This is a genomic window from Kineothrix sp. IPX-CK (genome assembly GCF_039134705.1).
GTDB lineage: Bacteria > Bacillota > Clostridia > Lachnospirales > Lachnospiraceae > Kineothrix > Kineothrix sedimenti.
Window position 1 is genome coordinate 2973201 of record NZ_CP146256.1, and the last position, 16543, is coordinate 2989743.

General features: G+C 43.6%; 18 protein-coding genes, 1 tRNA gene and 1 pseudogene. All 20 read right to left on the reverse strand.

The annotated features are described in order from the left end of the window. Window positions 1-123: 123 nt before the first annotated feature. On the reverse strand, window positions 124-555 hold the full coding sequence (locus V6984_RS14255; protein ID WP_342756283.1) for a hypothetical protein: 432 nt from the start codon (window positions 553-555) through the stop codon (window positions 124-126). Window positions 556-704: 149 nt separating this feature from the next. Further along, window positions 705-1673: a Gfo/Idh/MocA family oxidoreductase gene (locus V6984_RS14260; protein ID WP_342760015.1), complete on the reverse strand. Its 969-nt coding sequence runs from the start codon at window positions 1671-1673 to the stop codon at window positions 705-707. A 130-nt stretch (window positions 1674-1803) separates the two neighbouring features. Further along, window positions 1804-3147 carry an SH3 domain-containing protein gene (locus V6984_RS14265; protein ID WP_342756284.1) on the reverse strand — a complete coding sequence of 448 codons (1344 nt, stop codon included), beginning with the start codon at window positions 3145-3147 and terminating at the stop codon, window positions 1804-1806. A 60-nt stretch (window positions 3148-3207) separates the two neighbouring features. Next, window positions 3208-3279 (reverse strand) — tRNA-Arg (locus tag V6984_RS14270). Window positions 3280-3410: 131 nt separating this feature from the next. Beyond that, on the reverse strand, window positions 3411-4391 hold the full coding sequence (locus V6984_RS14275; RefSeq protein ID WP_342756285.1) for a DUF5688 family protein: 981 nt from the start codon (window positions 4389-4391) through the stop codon (window positions 3411-3413). Window positions 4392-4596: 205 nt separating this feature from the next. Next, entirely contained in the window at window positions 4597-5154 is a 558-nt protein-coding gene (gene efp, locus V6984_RS14280) for an elongation factor P (RefSeq protein WP_342756286.1), read from the reverse strand. Between the two features lie 150 nt (window positions 5155-5304). Then, window positions 5305-5727, reverse strand: a pseudogene (aroQ, locus tag V6984_RS14285) (type II 3-dehydroquinate dehydratase); the annotation flags it as partial. After that, complete coding sequence (locus V6984_RS14290; RefSeq protein ID WP_342756287.1) at window positions 5724-6242, reverse strand: shikimate kinase; 519 nt, start codon at window positions 6240-6242, stop codon at window positions 5724-5726. The pseudogene aroQ and the gene V6984_RS14290, both read right to left, overlap by 4 nt. Then, complete coding sequence (gene aroE, locus V6984_RS14295) at window positions 6239-7120, reverse strand: shikimate dehydrogenase (protein WP_342756288.1); 882 nt, start codon at window positions 7118-7120, stop codon at window positions 6239-6241. Before aroE ends, V6984_RS14290 begins: the two co-directional genes overlap by 4 nt. Further along, window positions 7117-7647, reverse strand: a complete 531-nt coding sequence (locus tag V6984_RS14300; protein ID WP_342756289.1) for a YqeG family HAD IIIA-type phosphatase — start codon at window positions 7645-7647, stop codon at window positions 7117-7119. Before V6984_RS14300 ends, aroE begins: the two co-directional genes overlap by 4 nt. Before the next feature lie 132 nt (window positions 7648-7779). Continuing rightward, complete coding sequence (locus tag V6984_RS14305) at window positions 7780-8145, reverse strand: hypothetical protein (protein ID WP_342756290.1); 366 nt, start codon at window positions 8143-8145, stop codon at window positions 7780-7782. A gap of 249 nt (window positions 8146-8394) precedes the next feature. Beyond that, on the reverse strand, window positions 8395-9150 hold the full coding sequence (locus V6984_RS14310; protein WP_342756291.1) for an ABC transporter ATP-binding protein: 756 nt from the start codon (window positions 9148-9150) through the stop codon (window positions 8395-8397). Between the two features lie 11 nt (window positions 9151-9161). Further along, window positions 9162-9968, reverse strand: coding sequence for an ABC transporter ATP-binding protein (locus V6984_RS14315; protein ID WP_342756292.1), 807 nt, complete (start codon window positions 9966-9968; stop codon window positions 9162-9164). Then, complete coding sequence (locus V6984_RS14320) at window positions 9958-10764, reverse strand: ABC transporter permease (protein WP_342756293.1); 807 nt, start codon at window positions 10762-10764, stop codon at window positions 9958-9960. The genes V6984_RS14315 and V6984_RS14320 overlap by 11 nt, the downstream gene beginning before the upstream one ends. A gap of 2 nt (window positions 10765-10766) precedes the next feature. Next, window positions 10767-11717 carry an ABC transporter permease gene (locus V6984_RS14325; RefSeq protein ID WP_342756294.1) on the reverse strand — a complete coding sequence of 317 codons (951 nt, stop codon included), beginning with the start codon at window positions 11715-11717 and terminating at the stop codon, window positions 10767-10769. Window positions 11718-11757: 40 nt separating this feature from the next. After that, on the reverse strand, window positions 11758-13284 hold the full coding sequence (locus V6984_RS14330; protein ID WP_342756295.1) for an ABC transporter substrate-binding protein: 1527 nt from the start codon (window positions 13282-13284) through the stop codon (window positions 11758-11760). Between the two features lie 179 nt (window positions 13285-13463). Further along, the gene (gene nrdR, locus V6984_RS14335; protein WP_031389558.1) at window positions 13464-13916 is read right to left on the reverse strand and encodes a transcriptional regulator NrdR; all 453 of its coding nucleotides are present in this window, start codon (window positions 13914-13916) and stop codon (window positions 13464-13466) included. 226 nt (window positions 13917-14142) lie between these two features. After that, a complete protein-coding gene (locus tag V6984_RS14340; protein WP_342756296.1) occupies window positions 14143-15177 on the reverse strand; it encodes a 2-hydroxyacid dehydrogenase in 1035 nt (344 codons plus the stop codon). A 238-nt stretch (window positions 15178-15415) separates the two neighbouring features. Then, window positions 15416-16009, reverse strand: a complete 594-nt coding sequence (locus tag V6984_RS14345; protein WP_342756297.1) for a hypothetical protein — start codon at window positions 16007-16009, stop codon at window positions 15416-15418. Window position 16010: 1 nt separating this feature from the next. Beyond that, a complete protein-coding gene (locus V6984_RS14350) occupies window positions 16011-16538 on the reverse strand; it encodes an ECF transporter S component (protein ID WP_342756298.1) in 528 nt (175 codons plus the stop codon). Window positions 16539-16543 lie beyond the last annotated feature (5 nt).

The following is a 16543-nucleotide window of genomic DNA, read 5'->3' on the forward strand; positions in this document are numbered from 1 at the left end:
CACGTATTATTATATAATGCTGATTCCGATTTCACAAGACACTTTAGGATATTAAACTGTAAAAGTTTTATAACATATTTAACTGTTTTTTTATACACTTTGTACAATAATACGTGTATACAGTCATAAATATTTCTTCAGCCGTTCAATATTCTTTTCCTCAAAATCCATTAATTCCTTTGCGATTTCCAGTGAAGTGTTCTCCGCATGCTCATGGTGGTTCAAATGCTTGCACATATCCGTTATCCCCCGGTTACTTCCCTGAATCATCATCTCCGCAATATGGCTCGTGCTCGTATCGAACAGCGTATTGGAATGGATACCTCCTACTAACATCATCTGACTTACATTATTCGTGTGATACGGTTCCGATTTCCCTTCCAGAATCTTATCCAGCGCCTTATTATGGATTTCCGAATATTTTAAAGCCTGCTTGGACAGTTGTACCGCCAGACTATCGTCCAAAACTTTTTCGCTTATCGTATTGATAGCTTTTATTGCCATTTCCGTATTTTTCTGCACTCCACGCAGAATTTCCACATCGTCTTTTTTCATCGCGCACTCTTCCTTCCTAGCCTAGCTGGCTCCATTGATTTCAATTAAGAATCCTTTAAGCAGAAATTTAAATAGAAAAGGTGTAAGTATAGCTTTCTATACTTACACCTCACTTCCTCTGATTAAGAGTATGCGCTCTTTTTTATATTTTATTCAAAGGGATATTTTATTCCCCACTCATATCTGAGGCCGTCCATCAGCTTCATGATGCGAATCGTTTCGGCATGGGGCATCTGAGGACATTCTATCTCTCCGTTCTGCAAAGCCCTCACACAAGCTTCAACCTCGTATTCATAGCCTGAAATCTGCTTCGGACGGTTGTATTTTTCTACTTTATTATAACTGCTGTCATATACCGTCATGCTCGCAAAGTTATTGATATTCTCGATTACCACAAAACCCTTGGTCCCGTGTATGATTCCCTTTCTATCGCTTAACGAAAGCATAGAGCTGTTCAACACCGCCATCTTTCCGTCTTCGAATACCATTGTTATGCTGTTCTGCTCATCCACACCGCTCTTTGTATAGGTACAGACGGAAGATAACTTCTTTACTTCCGTTCCGAATATCATCGACGCAAAATTAATCGTATACACTCCTACATCGAGAAGTGCACCTCCTGCAAGCGCAGGATCTGTCAGACGGGACACTCCGTTAATTACATAGCCGAGGTTCGCGGTCAGCATTGTAGGAACACCGATCACGCCGCTGTTTAGTACTTCCTTTATCGTTTGAAGCATGGGCATATAACGGGTCCACATTGCTTCTGTTATAAGCACATTCTTTTCCTTTGCTAAGGCAATTAGCTCCTCTGCCTGCGCAGCATTAGCTGTGAAAGCCTTTTCGCAAAGCACAGGTTTCCCGTTTTCTATACATAGCCTTGCGTGTTCATAATGCTCGGAATGAGGTGTCGCGATATAGACCAAATCTACCTTCTTGTCCGCAACCAACTCTTCGTAAGATCCATAGAACTTCTTACATCCGTATTTTTTAGCAAATTCAGCCGCCTTATCCTTGTTTCTGGAACCTACCGCGTAGCATCTTGCGGTCTTCATCTTAATCAAGGTCTGCGCCATCGTTCCGCCGATACCTCCGGCTCCCAGGATCGCCACGTTTATCTTATTGTTCAAGTTCATATCCGGCACCATTCTTCCCTCTCAATCATAGATTTATCACTATTCAGCATGCTGCTTCATAGCAACGGTTAATGCACAAAAATACTGCTGAGCAGTATTTCGCGCTTGCATATTATTCCACATAATCTGATTTCACATATGCGGTCTGCCCCTTGTATTTTACCTTCGTCCAGCCATCCGCCTGCTTCATTACCAGCTCCAGCTTCTCACCGACATATACGAGTCCTAACTTCTCTCCGGTCTCACTGGCAGTCTTTCTGACGTTAACATTCTCTGTTACCGTTACTGTAGTACCGTCACCGGCAGCGGCGGTCTGTGTTCCCTCATTCGTTTCAGTTTGTGCTGTATCTTGATCTGCCTGCTCCGTTTCGGCTGCTGCGGCAGCTTCTTCTACGGGCTCCAGATATTCGGTCTTAATAAAGGCATCTTTACCATCGAAAGTAATCTTGCTCCAGCCATTGCCTTTTTCTTCCAATAGAGTAAATTCATCGCCTATTTGCGCTTTTCCAACTTTATCGGCGGTCTCGCTGTCGGAACTTCGAACATTGACTACATCCGTAGCGCGCACTGTCTTTGTCACATTCGTCTGTGTCTCCTCGGCAGCTTGTTCCGTCTCCGTGTCCGCCGCTTCTGCCGTCTCGCTATTATCTGCATCTGCAGCCGCGGTTTCGTTTTCCGTCTGTGCAGCCTCCGCCTTCGCAAGAGCTTCACCTACTGAAACATCGATTCTCTGCGCCAGATCCACGAGAAAGGCGTTCAGCTCCTCATCGCTTTCCAGAAGCTCGTTGTATTCTACGGCAACCTTATTGTTCAAATCAACCACATCGTCCTGAAGAGAAATATCTCTGATATAGTTTGTTACAACGGAATTGTCTTCGCCTTCATTAATATAACAGATCCCATTCTCATCTGTGCAAACGTAAAACGCCTGCATTCCTGGTACCATTTCGTCATACTCGGTAAATTTCACTTTGGAATAAACATATACCAGATAGGAGTCCTCTACCGGCCCCGCTTTCGTATATACATCAAGCTGTGGATAGGAATCGATATATTTGCTCATTTCCTGAATTCTTATTTTTTCCGTATCATCCACAAATGCGTTAATGGAGGAGACCGTATCCAGATTTCCTTCTGCCAAAGCGGCATAATAGCTGCTCATAAGTTCGTTTACCGCCGGATATGCATTTTCCTCAAGCGGAAGCTCCGGCACTGCCTCCGCATCCTCTGCTGAAGCCGCCATGGTATCCGCCACCTCCGTGCTCTCCGCCATCTGCGCTTCTTCTTCGGCCGCTGCTTTTTTATTCGCATTGACCGCTATGAGAACCGTAAACAGAACGCATACTACGAGAATTAGCGGCATTACTATTTTCGCATGGTCTGATATCCAATCCTTTATATCATCCAATCTGTCTTTTATGCTGTTGTTCATAGATGATTTTCTATGCCTACTCATAAAATAAAACTGTCCTTTCTGTTCTTACTTCCCTTCTTCTATTACTCAGAGTGATGTAAATGCACCCGGCAGGAATCGAACCTGCATTAAAGGCGTCGGAGGCCTCCGTTCTATCCATTAGACTACGAGTGCATAAAAAATTGGTACTTATAAAATTATAATATATTACAAATTTGTTACATCACTCTGATATAATATCATAACAATTTATTATTGTCTAGTGTACTTTTTGTGAACATACCAATAGGAAAAATTTGGATATCTTAGAATAACTTTGTAATTGCGTTTTCTTTTCTCGAATAGCGATATACCGCATCTGTCAGAACATCCTCAGGGTCCACCTGGGTTTCATTGATATCACAGACCATTCTCCAAAGCTGTGTGGGCTCCTGCTTTCCGTCGTCAGGTATTAATATGATTTCATGGATGGAGCTGGGGAGAATGAATAAATCTTTACAAACTGCATCGGAAAATCCAAGCAACGCATTATCATATAGCAGCGTTGCTGCTCCAAAAAGCTTGTTCTCATTTCCCATAACGAACATTTGTCCACAGCTTTCACAATCTGTTACCGTGGTAAGTAATTGCAAAGCCGCATTATCAAACCATTCTTCGTCGGGCATGAAGCCATCCTCGCCGGTTCCCGCAATAAATTCCTTTTTCAAATCCTGAGAAAAAATTTCCTGCATCATCCTCTCGATAGGCAGCACTCTTGCCGGAAGCAGCCGTCTCGTATTTTCCTTTGCATCCTCATATAATATTTCCTTCGTAATACCCCACAACTTAAGGTGGTTATTATAGATTAAAATAGTAGCTTTGCTCAACTCTTCTTCGTCGACACTGCAATAGAACACTACCGCCATATCCAGGAAAAGAAAGTGGGGAATCTCTTTTAGTATCTCAAGATTTTTTTCATACCCTATTACTTTATATGCTACCTTTCCCTTCAGTTTTCCATAATCCAAAAAAAAATTCATATCCAGATTTTTTTTAAAACAGTTTTCCTTATAAATCCGCCTTATTTCTTCAATAATATCTTGCATGGGTTTTCCCCGCTCATATTCTTCAAAAAAATCATCGAGATAAATATTAGGTGATATATTTCTTTCCGTCTTGGCTATTACTACGCTATTTAAGATTACCCCGTTATTTTTCGTGATCCGGTTCAGCTCAACGGTTACCTCTCCTCCTAAACAAATTTCTAATTCACCCTTTACTTTTTCGCAAAATTCCATGATTTTCATGTAAAATCCTCTTTCTTTCTAATATATTTTTTAGTTTGTGATTTGTGGTAACGACGTACCCTGACTGTGCGGATTTCCCGCCGAAGATTTGCTTGGCATCGGAAAAAGTATGCGATGCCAATTTTATGATTTGAATAATAAAAAAAGACAACGGAAAAATTCATATTTCCATTGCCTTATAAGCTTAAATGATAGTTGATACAGATTATACCCTGGAGAGATATTCTCCCGTTCTGGTATCGATCTTGATCACGTCGTCCTGATCCACGAATAAAGGAACGTAAACGGTTGCTCCCGTCTCCACAACAGCAGGTTTTGTCGCGCCTGTCGCTGTATCTCCCTTGAATCCCGGTTCTGTATCCGTAATCTGCAGTTCTACAAACAGCGGAGGTTCGATGGCGAATACATTTCCGTTATGGGAACATACCTTAACCATCTCATTCTCTTTTACGAATTTCAGAGAATCGCCTACCGAGGCCTCATCGAGTCCAATCTGCTCATAGCTCTCCACATCCATAAAGTGGAATAAATCACCATCTGAATATAAGTACTGCATATCTTTTCTATCAATACGTGCTTGTGGGCATTTCTCGGTGGGTCTGAATGTTTTTTCAATTACACCGCCGCTCTTGATATTTTTCAGTTTAGTTCTTACGAACGCTGCCCCTTTACCCGGTTTTACGTGCTGGAACTCAATAATCTGGTAAATATTATTATCTAATTCAATAGTAATACCATTTCTGAAATCACCTGCAGAAATCATAAAATATTCCTCCTAAAATTTTCACGTTATAATTCTATAACAGTTTATACTAAAAGCTCACATATTTCAACTATTTTTTCTAAACTTTCCGTTACTGTCCACTCTGTTCTCCGCATCGCATGATATTCTGCAATGCAAACTTTTTGCATGGGATAGACAGTAATCGATTGCCTCCAAATATCCTTCCAGTCCATGACCGTATATTTGTTTGTCACAGACCGGAGCCGTTACGGACACCTTTCTGAATTCCTCCCGCTTCGTTATATCGGAAATATGTATCTCCACTTTTGGTACCGTTATACTGGCGAGGGCGTCTCTGATAGCATAGCTGTAATGAGTATACGCTCCTGGGTTGATGACGATGGCCTGCGTCTGATCAAAATAGGAATCCTGGATCCTATCTATAATCGCTCCCTCGTGATTGCTTTGAAAAACCTCTATTTTACAGCCCGTCTCTTCTCCTTTCCCGGCAATCAGCCCAAGAAGATAGTCGTAATCCTGCGCTCCGTAAACGCTCTTTTCCCTGATTCCGAGAAAATTAATGTTAGGTCCGTTAATAACGAGCAGATTCATGCCTTTATTTCCTCCGTTTTCTTTATGATTTCATCCAATATTTCATCGAAGTCTTTCCCGTCCACATCGATGACCACATCGGCAGCGCTTTCATATACCGGCGACCGTTTTTCTAAAAGCGCTCTTACCTTCTCCTCCGGATTACCGCCTTGTAAAAGGGGTCTGCTCGTATCTCCAGACAACCTTTCGCAGACGGTGGGTGCAGTCACTCTCAAATAAACTACTTTGCCAAGCTGCTTTAACAATTCCCTGTTCTCATTCCTCATAGGAAGCCCGCCACCCACCGAAATGATCTGATTGTCCGGCTCCTGCAAAAGCTTCCTCAGGCAGTCCGTCTCCAGCCTTCGAAACTCCTCTTCTCCATATTTATCAAAAATCTCTGAGACCGTCAGCCGGCTCAGCCTCTCGATCATTCTGTCCGTATCCGTCATCGCCTGTTTTAACAGATACGACAGCCGAATACCTACACTGGTTTTTCCGCAGCCCATAAAACCGATTAAAATAATATTATTCATGTTTCTCCAATTCCCGTCTCAGCTTTCATCTTCTCGTATACGATAAGCGCATCTTCCTCTGTTACTGATATATCATTCCAGAGCTCATATGCGATTATTCCTTGATACAACAGCATCTTCAGGCCATGAAAGGCCTGTCCGCCCGCTTCCTTTACAAGTGACATGAACTTTGTGTTCGCAGGCTTATATATTAAATCGAAGCCGGTATGAAGCATTTCAAAAAAAGTTTTATCCTCTATTACCACATCCTCTATGTTAGGATAAAGCCCTACGCTGGTGGCTTGTATGGCAAGATATTTTCTTTCTCCCGAAAGGCTGGTGTAATCCTGCATCTCCATGGCTATGACACAGTCCGTTCCGAGAAGCCGGTTCACCTCCAAGGCTATCTGATTCGCTTTATCCAGCGTGCGGTTTAGAATATATACCTTTTTGGCTCCCTCCATGACACACATGAACGCCACCGCCCGCGCCGCACCGCCCGCGCCCAAAAGTATGACGTACTCGTCTTTCAGTTGAATACCCTCGCTGCACATCGCCCGATATAAGCCCGGCATATCGGTATTATACCCCTTGTAGCCTTTCTTTGTCCGCACTAACGTGTTAACCGCACCAATCCCCTGCGCCGTCTCGTCCGTCTCAGTAAGATACTTCATGACCTCACTCTTATATGGAACCGTCACATTCAAGCCTAATATATTCAGCGCATATGCGCCATCTATTGCAGCCTTAACATTTCCATTCTCCACATGGAAGGGCACATATGCCAGATTTCTTCCTTCCCTTTCCGCCAAGGTGTTATGAATCAGGGGAGACATGGTATGCTCTACCGGATTACCAATCAGGCCGCAGGTTCTCGTATATCCGTCTATCCGCCTCATCTTTTGCTCCTCCCCCTGAATTTCTCTTCCTTTCTGGAGTTCCTCATATAAAAAAACAGCACAATTTTCTCCAAATACCTTTTTAAAACGATCTGTATCTCTTCCTTGGGATGAATGGGCTTTACTAAAAAAGTCCTGATTCCGGCCCGATTCGCTCCCCATACGTCCGTAAAAATCTGATCGCCCACAAACAGCGTATTATCCTTCGTTGTGCTCATCCGTTCCATGGCCTTCAGATAATTCCCTGCCGAGGGTTTCCCTGCTTTATAAATGTATTCTGTGCCCACTGCATCGTTAAAGCCTTTTACCCTGGGCTCTTTGTTATTGGATAGCAATATAATCCGATACCCCAATGTCTTCAACCGCCCGATAAATGCCTTACTTTTCTCATCCGCGGGCGCTCCGTGGGGAACCAGCGTATTATCGATATCGAAGATTATTCCACGATACCCTTCCTCATATAGCTTATTAAAATCAATTTCATAAGTAGAATCTGCATATTCATCAGGGTAAAACCTCTTGAGCATATTCATTCCGTCCTTTTAATCACAGGCTTAAGGCCTTCATTTTCATTATTTTAATAAATCTATCTTAACAAAGTAACTCTCGCTAAGCAAGCAAAAAAGAAGGATGCTCCGTTAGGAACATCCTTACACTCTCTATTTTTTTATAATTACGGTTCCGTCGATGTCGCCATCATACTCCAAATCAGGCTTTCCGCCCACAAAATACTGATATTCCTCAAGTATCTTATCTTTACGCATATCGGAAATCGCTTGTTGGATATCCAGCTTTGCAAGGCTGCTCTCGCTTCCTATGTAATCAAAAGTTTCTTCTTTATTAAAAGTAAGTGAAATGTTATTTATATCCGTAATGGTCCGCTTTACTTCGTTCAGAGAGTAGTCAGAGGTATCCGGCTGCTTCTCCGGCTTCGGCTGTAGATCCGCTTCTTCAATCGCTGGCTTCGGCTGCACCTGCAAAGCATCATAGGGCCTGGGTATCCCTATCACTTCTATCATCCTCATAACTCTCACCACCTTTCTACTTTACATGATTCATTCCCTCTTATCTGTTGGTTTTATCGAACATAACCTACACTTTCTTTAGCTTTTATAGTACCATTGTACTATTTTTTTGCATATTTTACAACATCTATTTATTCCCAAAAGAGGAAAACACACCTTCAATAATTCCTATATATAATTTATTTCTGATTAGCAAAATTGTTCCCAAAATGCGAAGATATTTTTTAATTTTAAACGATGACATATAGCTCAACCGATCAGGCTTTTATCCTCACTGATTCCAGCTGCTTCCAAAAGAGTCTTCGTGTACTCGTGTTTCGGTGCAAAATACACCTCCTGCACCGTTCCTTTTTCAACGATTTCTCCTTTTTTCATAATCATCACCCGATCGCACATCTGATAGACCACCCGCAGGTCATGGGATATAAATAAAACGGACAGGTTCATATCCCTATGGAGCTTCAGCAAAAGCTCTATGATCTGAGCCTGAATCGTCACATCCAGTGCCGATACCGGTTCATCGGCAATCAATAGCTCCGGCTCCAGTATCAAGGCTCCCGCCAAAGCGACTCTTTGTCTCTGTCCGCCGGAAAGCTGTCTTGGATACCGATCTGCATAAGCGTCGCCAAGCCCTACCCGATTCAGCATCTCACTTACTTTTTCCAAACGCTTCGCCTTGGTGATGCCTCCTTTTAACTTAAGAGGCTCCTCTAATATCCATCCTACCTTCTTAACCGGATTCAATGAACTGTATGGGTCCTGGAAAACCATCTGCGGACGGATGCCCTTACTGTCCGCAGAGACATCGAAGGTTATCTCTCCGCTTTCATGCTTTATCATACTAAGTATTGCCTTAGCTAATGTGGACTTCCCGCAGCCGCTCTCTCCCACCAGTCCAAGAATCTCTCCTCGTTCTATTTCAAAGGAAACATGGTCAAGCACATGCACATGCTTTTTATAAGATACGCTTAAGCCGCTGACGACAAGAATATTCTTATTTTCCATTCTCATTCTCCCTATTTTCTCTCGCATTTCGGAATCGCCGCTATCAGCTTCTTCGTATATTCTTCCTTGGGATTTTCAAAAACCTCTTTCGAATTTCCGGTTTCTACAATATAACCGCCCTGCATTACGACCACCCGTTCACACAGCCTGCTCACCAGGCTCAAGTCATGGGAAATGAAGAGAATCGCCGTTTTTTTCTGTCTATTTATCTTTTTTAGTAATTTCACGATCTGTGCCTGAATCGTCACATCCAAAGCAGTAGTTGGTTCATCCGCAATCAATAATTTAGGCTCGCATATGATAGCCGCTGCCAGCATTGCTCTCTGCCGCATCCCTCCGGAAAGCTCATGGGGATACATCTTATATATCTTTTCCGCATCCCCAAGCTCTACACTTTTTAGCAGCATAAGGGCGGTTTCCCTGCGCTCCTCCTTTGTCATCTGTGTATGGATGCGAAGGCTTTCCTCCACCTGCCATCCGATTCTTTTCACCGGATTCAAGGAGGTCATGGGCTCCTGAAAAACCATACCGATTTCCTTGCCCTGAAGCTTACGAAGCTGTGCTCTCGGACAAGAGAGCAAATCCATCCCTTCATAGAGAATCTGCCCTTTTTTTTCCATATCGTGGCGGCTCAAAAGTCCGGCTATCGCAAGAGCAGTCATCGATTTACCGGAACCGGACTCTCCCACAATGCCGACAATTTCTCCTTCATTTAAGGTCAAATCGAAATCATATACGACCGTTTCCGGCACGAGATGGTCGTGAAACTCAATATTCAAATCAATTACTTCGAGTAAGGGCGATTTTTTATCCATCATTTTTAGCTCCTATCCCTTCGCTGAGAAGGCTGAAGCCGAGCACCATCCATATGATTACGGCTCCCGGAAATATCGCATATGCCGGCGCTGTAAACAGATAGGACTGAGCCTCCGACAACATGCGCCCCAGACTCGCTTCAGGAGGCTGCACGCCGATTCCAAGATAACTCATTCCGGCTTCCGCCAGCACCGCATTATTGAATCCGATGATAATTGCAGAAAGCAGCACCGGCATGGTACCCGGCAGGATATGCACGAACATGATGCGCAAATCCCCCGCTCCCTGCAGCTTAGCGCTCTTCACATAATCCATATTCCGGTACTTTAAAAATTCTCCCCGCACAATACGGGCAAAACTGGGCACGAAAGCGATTCCAAGCGCGGCGATAACATTATTCCTGCCCGGGCCTAATATACTGATAAAGACAAGCGCAAGAAGAAGGCTTGGGAACGCAAAAACAGCATCGTTGATTCTCATGAGAATTTCGTCCAGAATTCCCCCATAATATCCGGTAACCGCTCCTAAAGCGATACCGAAAACGGTACCGATAGCTACCGTGCATAAAGCGACGAACAGGGTTGTCCGGCTTCCCTGAAGCACACGGCTGAATACGTCCCTTCCGAAATTATCACAACCCATGGGATGCGCGAGGGAAACTCCGGCGAACTTCGCCGCAGGATCCATGGCGTTGGGATCGTAAGGGGTATAAAAAATGCCTATCATAATAAGAAGAAGCATTGTTCCGGTAAGTATCCCTCCGACTATTAAATTATAGTTCTTCTTTTTCTTCTTCATACTTATACTCGCTCCTGCGTCGATATCCGAGGATCGATCAACTGATATATAATATCCACCACCAGATTTATAAAAACGACGATAAAGGCAATGCATACAATAATCGCCTCCACCACCGGATAGTCCCTGTTAGAAATGGAGGTCAGAAGAATCCTTCCCAAACCAGGTATGCTGAACACCTGCTCGATAATGATACTGCCCGCCACCATATCGGCAAGCGCCATCCCCCAAAAGGTCACTACCGGGATAACCGCATTTTTTAATATATGATTATAAAACACCTGATTGCTTCTGTTTCCTCTGCTGAAAGCCGTTCTGACATAGTCCTTCTTCACCTCTCCGATTACCGAGCTTCGAAGCAGTTTCACCGCCATCGCTGTTTTCGGCAGAGCTATCGCCAAGGCCGGGAAAAACATATAACCGATAAATTGCACGAAATCATCTTTATAGGATACATAGCCTCCCGGCGTAAACAGCCGGAAAATCCGTCCGAATAGAAATGTAATGAGTATCCCTGCAAAAAAAGGCGGAATCGCCATCATGATCTGATTAATGACATAAATGACTCTATCCGCAATACCGCCTTCATGCTTAGCCGTATATATTCCCAAAGGCACCGCCAAAACGATCATCAAAAGAAAAGCAATACCGGTCAAAACAAGCGTAACGGGAAGCTTATCCACAATCATTGACTCCACCGGTATCCGATAACTATAGGAGATTCCCATATCTCCCTTTAAAAATGAGCCCGCCCATCTGAAATACTGTGTAAGAAATGGGTCGTTCAATCCCATCTCCTCCCGCAGTGCCTCCACTTTTTCCGGTGTGGCCTGCGTGCCGAGCATGGAGGTGACCGGGTCGCCCGACATCACAAAAAAAGACAGAAAGACAAGAAATGAAACTGCAAACAAGGTAGCTGCCATCATAATGACCTTTTTCCCGATATATTTCATCCTCTTGTCCTCCTGCCTAAAAAAGTTAATCCTGTACTTTTTATTCTTCTACTATATAAAGCTTGGAAAAATCCTGCACATATAGCGGATAGAATTGGTAACCACCGTATTTTTTATTGATTGCCACGAATTCAGGCAAATCCTGAATGTAAACGTTTGCCGCCTCTTCTGACAGTATCCGCTCGCATTCCTTGTAATATTCTGTCTTCTGTCCATCGTCGGTGCTGGAAATTGCATTCTGTAACGCCGTATCATATTTAGAACTGCTGAAATTGATGAAGTTATTCGAAGCCGTAGATTCGAATCGTCCCAGCAGTGCCCCTGCCGTCAGGCTGGAAGCATCCACGCCGATTACGGTCGACTCAAAATTTCTTCCCGCGTATACATCGCTGAGCCAGCTATCCCATTCTATCAGCTGAATCTGTGCTGTTACGCCAATAGCCTTGAATTCCTCTACGAGCACTTGTGCCGTATCGATATGCTGCTGATAGTTGGATGGCACTGTAATCGTAAAAGAAAATCCGTCCGGATATCCCGCTTCTGCAAGAAGGGCCTTCGCCTTCTCCGTATCCTTGGAATACGTATCGTTTAACTCCTCTATATAATACTTTTCAAAGGAGGGGAACATGCTGCTGCCTATCTCCGTCCCCTTGCCGCCCGATACGAAATCCATAATTTCCTGAGGGTCGATCGCATAGCAAAGAGCCTGCCTTACGCGCACATCGGAAAACGGCTCTGCTGCATTGTTCAAATACAATGCTTGTACCAGATTCATTTCTCCCTCCAGTATATCGAACTTATCCGACAATTCCGATGCCTGAGTCGCAGTCACTCTGGCAATCATATCCACGGAGCCGCCTTCCAGATCCATAACAAAGGAATCTGCATTTGCACACACCTTTAAAACTACGTCTTCAATATGTGCGCCCTCTCCCCAGTAATCGTTAAATTTCTCCATTACGAAATTCTCCTGCGGAGAGCGGGAAACATATTTGTACGGACCCGTTCCGATAGGATTCGTATCCGGCTCTTGATTAGATGCCGGTATAATCGCTGCCGTCACACTCGCCAGATCCGCATCAAACTCCGTATTTGACTCCGTTAACACGATTTCTACCGTTTCATCGTCGATGATATTTACGCTTTCTATATTAGAAAACGCCGCTATCAGTGGTTCTCCGTTACTGGTATCGGCGCATTTATCGATCGAATACTTGATATCCTCTACCGTAACCAGACTGCCATCGTGAAATTTGATTCCTTTTCTCAATGTAAATGTGTAAACCTTACCGTCATCAGAGACTTTGTACGCACTGGATACAGCGGGAACTAAATTACCGTTTGCGTCCGGCTTTACCAGACCTTCAAACATGTTGAAAAATACCTCTTTCGTTCCTGCCGCCACTGCTTTATGGGGGTCAAGACTGTCCTCTATATCCTGAGGTATTCCGACGGTAATCTTAGAAGAATTCTCGCCTGTCTTATCACCCGAGCACGCGCTCAGTGCAATAGTCAGTGTTGTCAACACAAACACCAAAAAAAGTTTCGTTATTCCTTCTCTTTTCATGTGTTTCAATTCCTTCCTTTTCTTCGTCTATATTTAATTGTCGTTTTATTGTATAAAATTTTTTTTCAAAATGCAAGTACTAAATGCAGTACAATCCTATACTCCAATAAGATAAAAAGGATTGCTCTTCATTTATGAGCAATCCTCCACCATATCTATTATATATACTTTTTACCGTTTTATTTATCCAAAACCTTCTTAAGCTCATCCATGAATGTGTTAATGTCCTTAAATTCTCTGTAAACAGAAGCAAATCTTACATAAGCCACCGCATCCAGATCCTTCAGCTTGTTCATAACAAGCTCTCCGATGACCTGGCTGGGTATCTCTTTTTCCTCCATGTTGAAAACCTCTGTCTCCACTTCCTCTACCAATCCCGTGATTTCATTGGCGCTGACCGGACGTTTATGACATGCGCGAAGCACACCTGCTTCTATCTTCGAACGGTCATAGGTCTCTCTGTTATTATCCTTCTTAATTATAATAAGCGGAATCGTCTCTATCTTCTCATATGTGGTAAAGCGTTTGTCACACTCGTCACACACACGGCGGCGTCTTATGGAATTATTATCTTCCGCCGGTCTTGAATCTATAACTCGCGTGTTCTCATGACCGCAAAAAGGACATTTCATGGATGTAACCTCCTATTTCGTACTATTATTATCAGTATATTCGAAATATCGTTTTATGTCAACTAAAATTATGCACTGAATCAGTTATCACAGAGAGTTAAGGGGCGGACTGCTGTCGATACTCCTGCCATCAGATCAGCCGCCGCACTGAGACCTGTTCTTATCTGACTTCTCCACAATTATTATAGTACTTGAGAGTAAAATAAAAAAAGAGGACAGATACGCCTTAAAAGCAGCGTTTAGAATCCTTTCGGCAATCGTTTGTGCCCTTTTTCATGCAGTTATAGCAGATTTCATTTGGCAGCGGACCGCCCTCTTCAAATTCCTTAATGTTTTGCAGCGTTACCGCCGCAATCTGCTCGAGTGCTTCTTTGGTAAAAAATGCCTGATGCGAAGTCACAAGCACATTCGGGAACGCAATCAGACGCGTAAGCGTGTCGTCTGAAACGATATTGTCTGAAAAATCTTCAAAGAAATACTCATTTTCCTCCTCATAAACATCCAGCGCCGCACCGCCGATTCTTCGCTCCTTGAGCGCCTCGATCAACGCACGGGTATCAATCAGCGCACCGCGTGAAGTGTTGAGAATCAATCCCCCCGGCTTCATCTTGGAAATGCTTTCCTCGTTAATGATGTAATGCGTGTCCGGTGTCAGAGGGCAGTGCAGAGAAATTACATCGCTGCGGCGGAAGAGCTCGTCCAGCGTAGCGTATTCAAAATCCGTATCCTTGGCCGGAAAAGGATCATAGGCGACGATATTCATGCCGAACCCGCGGCAGATATCAATGAATATACGCCCGATTTTACCCGTACCGACAACACCGGCAGTCTTTCCATGCAGGTCAAAGCCCATAAGGCCGTTGATGGTGAAATTGTTGTCCCGCGTTCTTATATAAGCCCTATGTGTCTTACGGTTTAACGTAAGCATTAACGCAGCCGCATGCTCCGCAACGGCATAGGGCGAATAAGCCGGCACCCGAGTAATATGGCATTTTCCATACGCCGTCTTGAAATCCACATTATTATAGCCCGCACAGCGAAGCGCAATATGCCGAATTCCGGCTTCATACAGCGCGTTGATGGTCGGCTCGTCAATGACATCGTTGACAAACGCGCACACTGCGTCATACCCTGCCGCCAGCCGGGCTGTTTCGGGCCCCAGATGGTAATCAAAATACTTCAGCTTATATCCGTATTTTTCATTCTCATGGTCAAAATATGCAATATCGTATGCTTTGGCATCGTAAAACGCAATTTTCATAAAACGTCCCTTCCTCTCATTCTGTAATGGTTATATTACTCTGCTGTCAACTTATGTTTATAAACAAATTATACCCAATATATGAGGAAATGACAACAATTTAGAAAAAATCAGGATAATTGGAGTATTTTTGGTTTCCATCTATCAGACGGCAACGCGCCAAAGAGACGGAACAGCCCATCAAGACTCACTTCCAAGTAAATTATGAGAAGAAGGCGTTCACAAAGAAGAAGGAATGTTAGACTAACATTCCTTCTTCTTTATCCGTATGAAATACCAAATGGCTCCTCTGGTATATTTTAAACTTCTCCAAATACGCGTCTTCCTTTGGAATCCATTCCTCTTCAAAACGCTTCAGCATTTTTTCACCGTTTCTTTGTAAAATACGCCTTCGCTGCTCTTCCTTTCCAATATCCAAGGCAATCTTCAAATCATAAACACGTCCAAAAAAAGGATGCATACTATAAGAACCTTCTATGATATTAATCTGCTTGGGCATGATGATTATTCCATTTCCTATAATCTGCTTTTTACAGTCAAAGGCTCGGTATATGATAGTTTCTCCCCGGCGTACCTCCTGGAGTATCTTACCGAAGCGCTCATAGTCCACATTACCGCCTATCTCCGCAAGCCGTGCTTCGGTTCGCTGTTTAGGACGCAGGAAAAAATCGTCCATATGTAACACATTACCGCCAAACTCCTCATGGAGTCCGGCGGCGAGGGTACTCTTCCCGCTGCCGCTTTTTCCGTCTATTGCTACGAGAATAGTACCTCCCGGATTTTCATTCTTGATTTTTGTTATTGCCTCTTTTGTACCCTTTAATATTGACATATTACTCCATAACTTTTGATTTTCTGAATATGATGATAAGCAGAGGAATCAGAACGAGCTGTAAAATGATTCCCGGTATCGCGTTAACGAACATACCCGCCATAAACATTTGCACGGAATAGCCGCTTCCCTCTATACCATATAATACCACATTTACCGCTCCCGCGACAATACGTCCAATAATCATTGCTGCAATTAAAGCTATGTAGATCATGCTGTTCTTCTTAGGCAGCCTATTATATAAAAAACCTGTCACAAAACCATAAACCGCCAGCTCGAAAGCCATGGAAACCGCTACCGGAAACATGGGCGGCATACCAAACAGCACGCTTCTAAGAAGCGGTACGATAAATCCTACCGCAAGTCCATACGGCCCTCCGCAGATAAAGCCGCAAAGAAGTACCGGCAGATGCATGGGAAGCAGCATACTCCCAATACTTTGAATTTGTCCCGTCAAAAAAGGAAGTACCACTCCCAGCGCAATAAACAGTCCTGACCACACTACCTTGTAAGTTCTCGATTTTTTCATTTTAA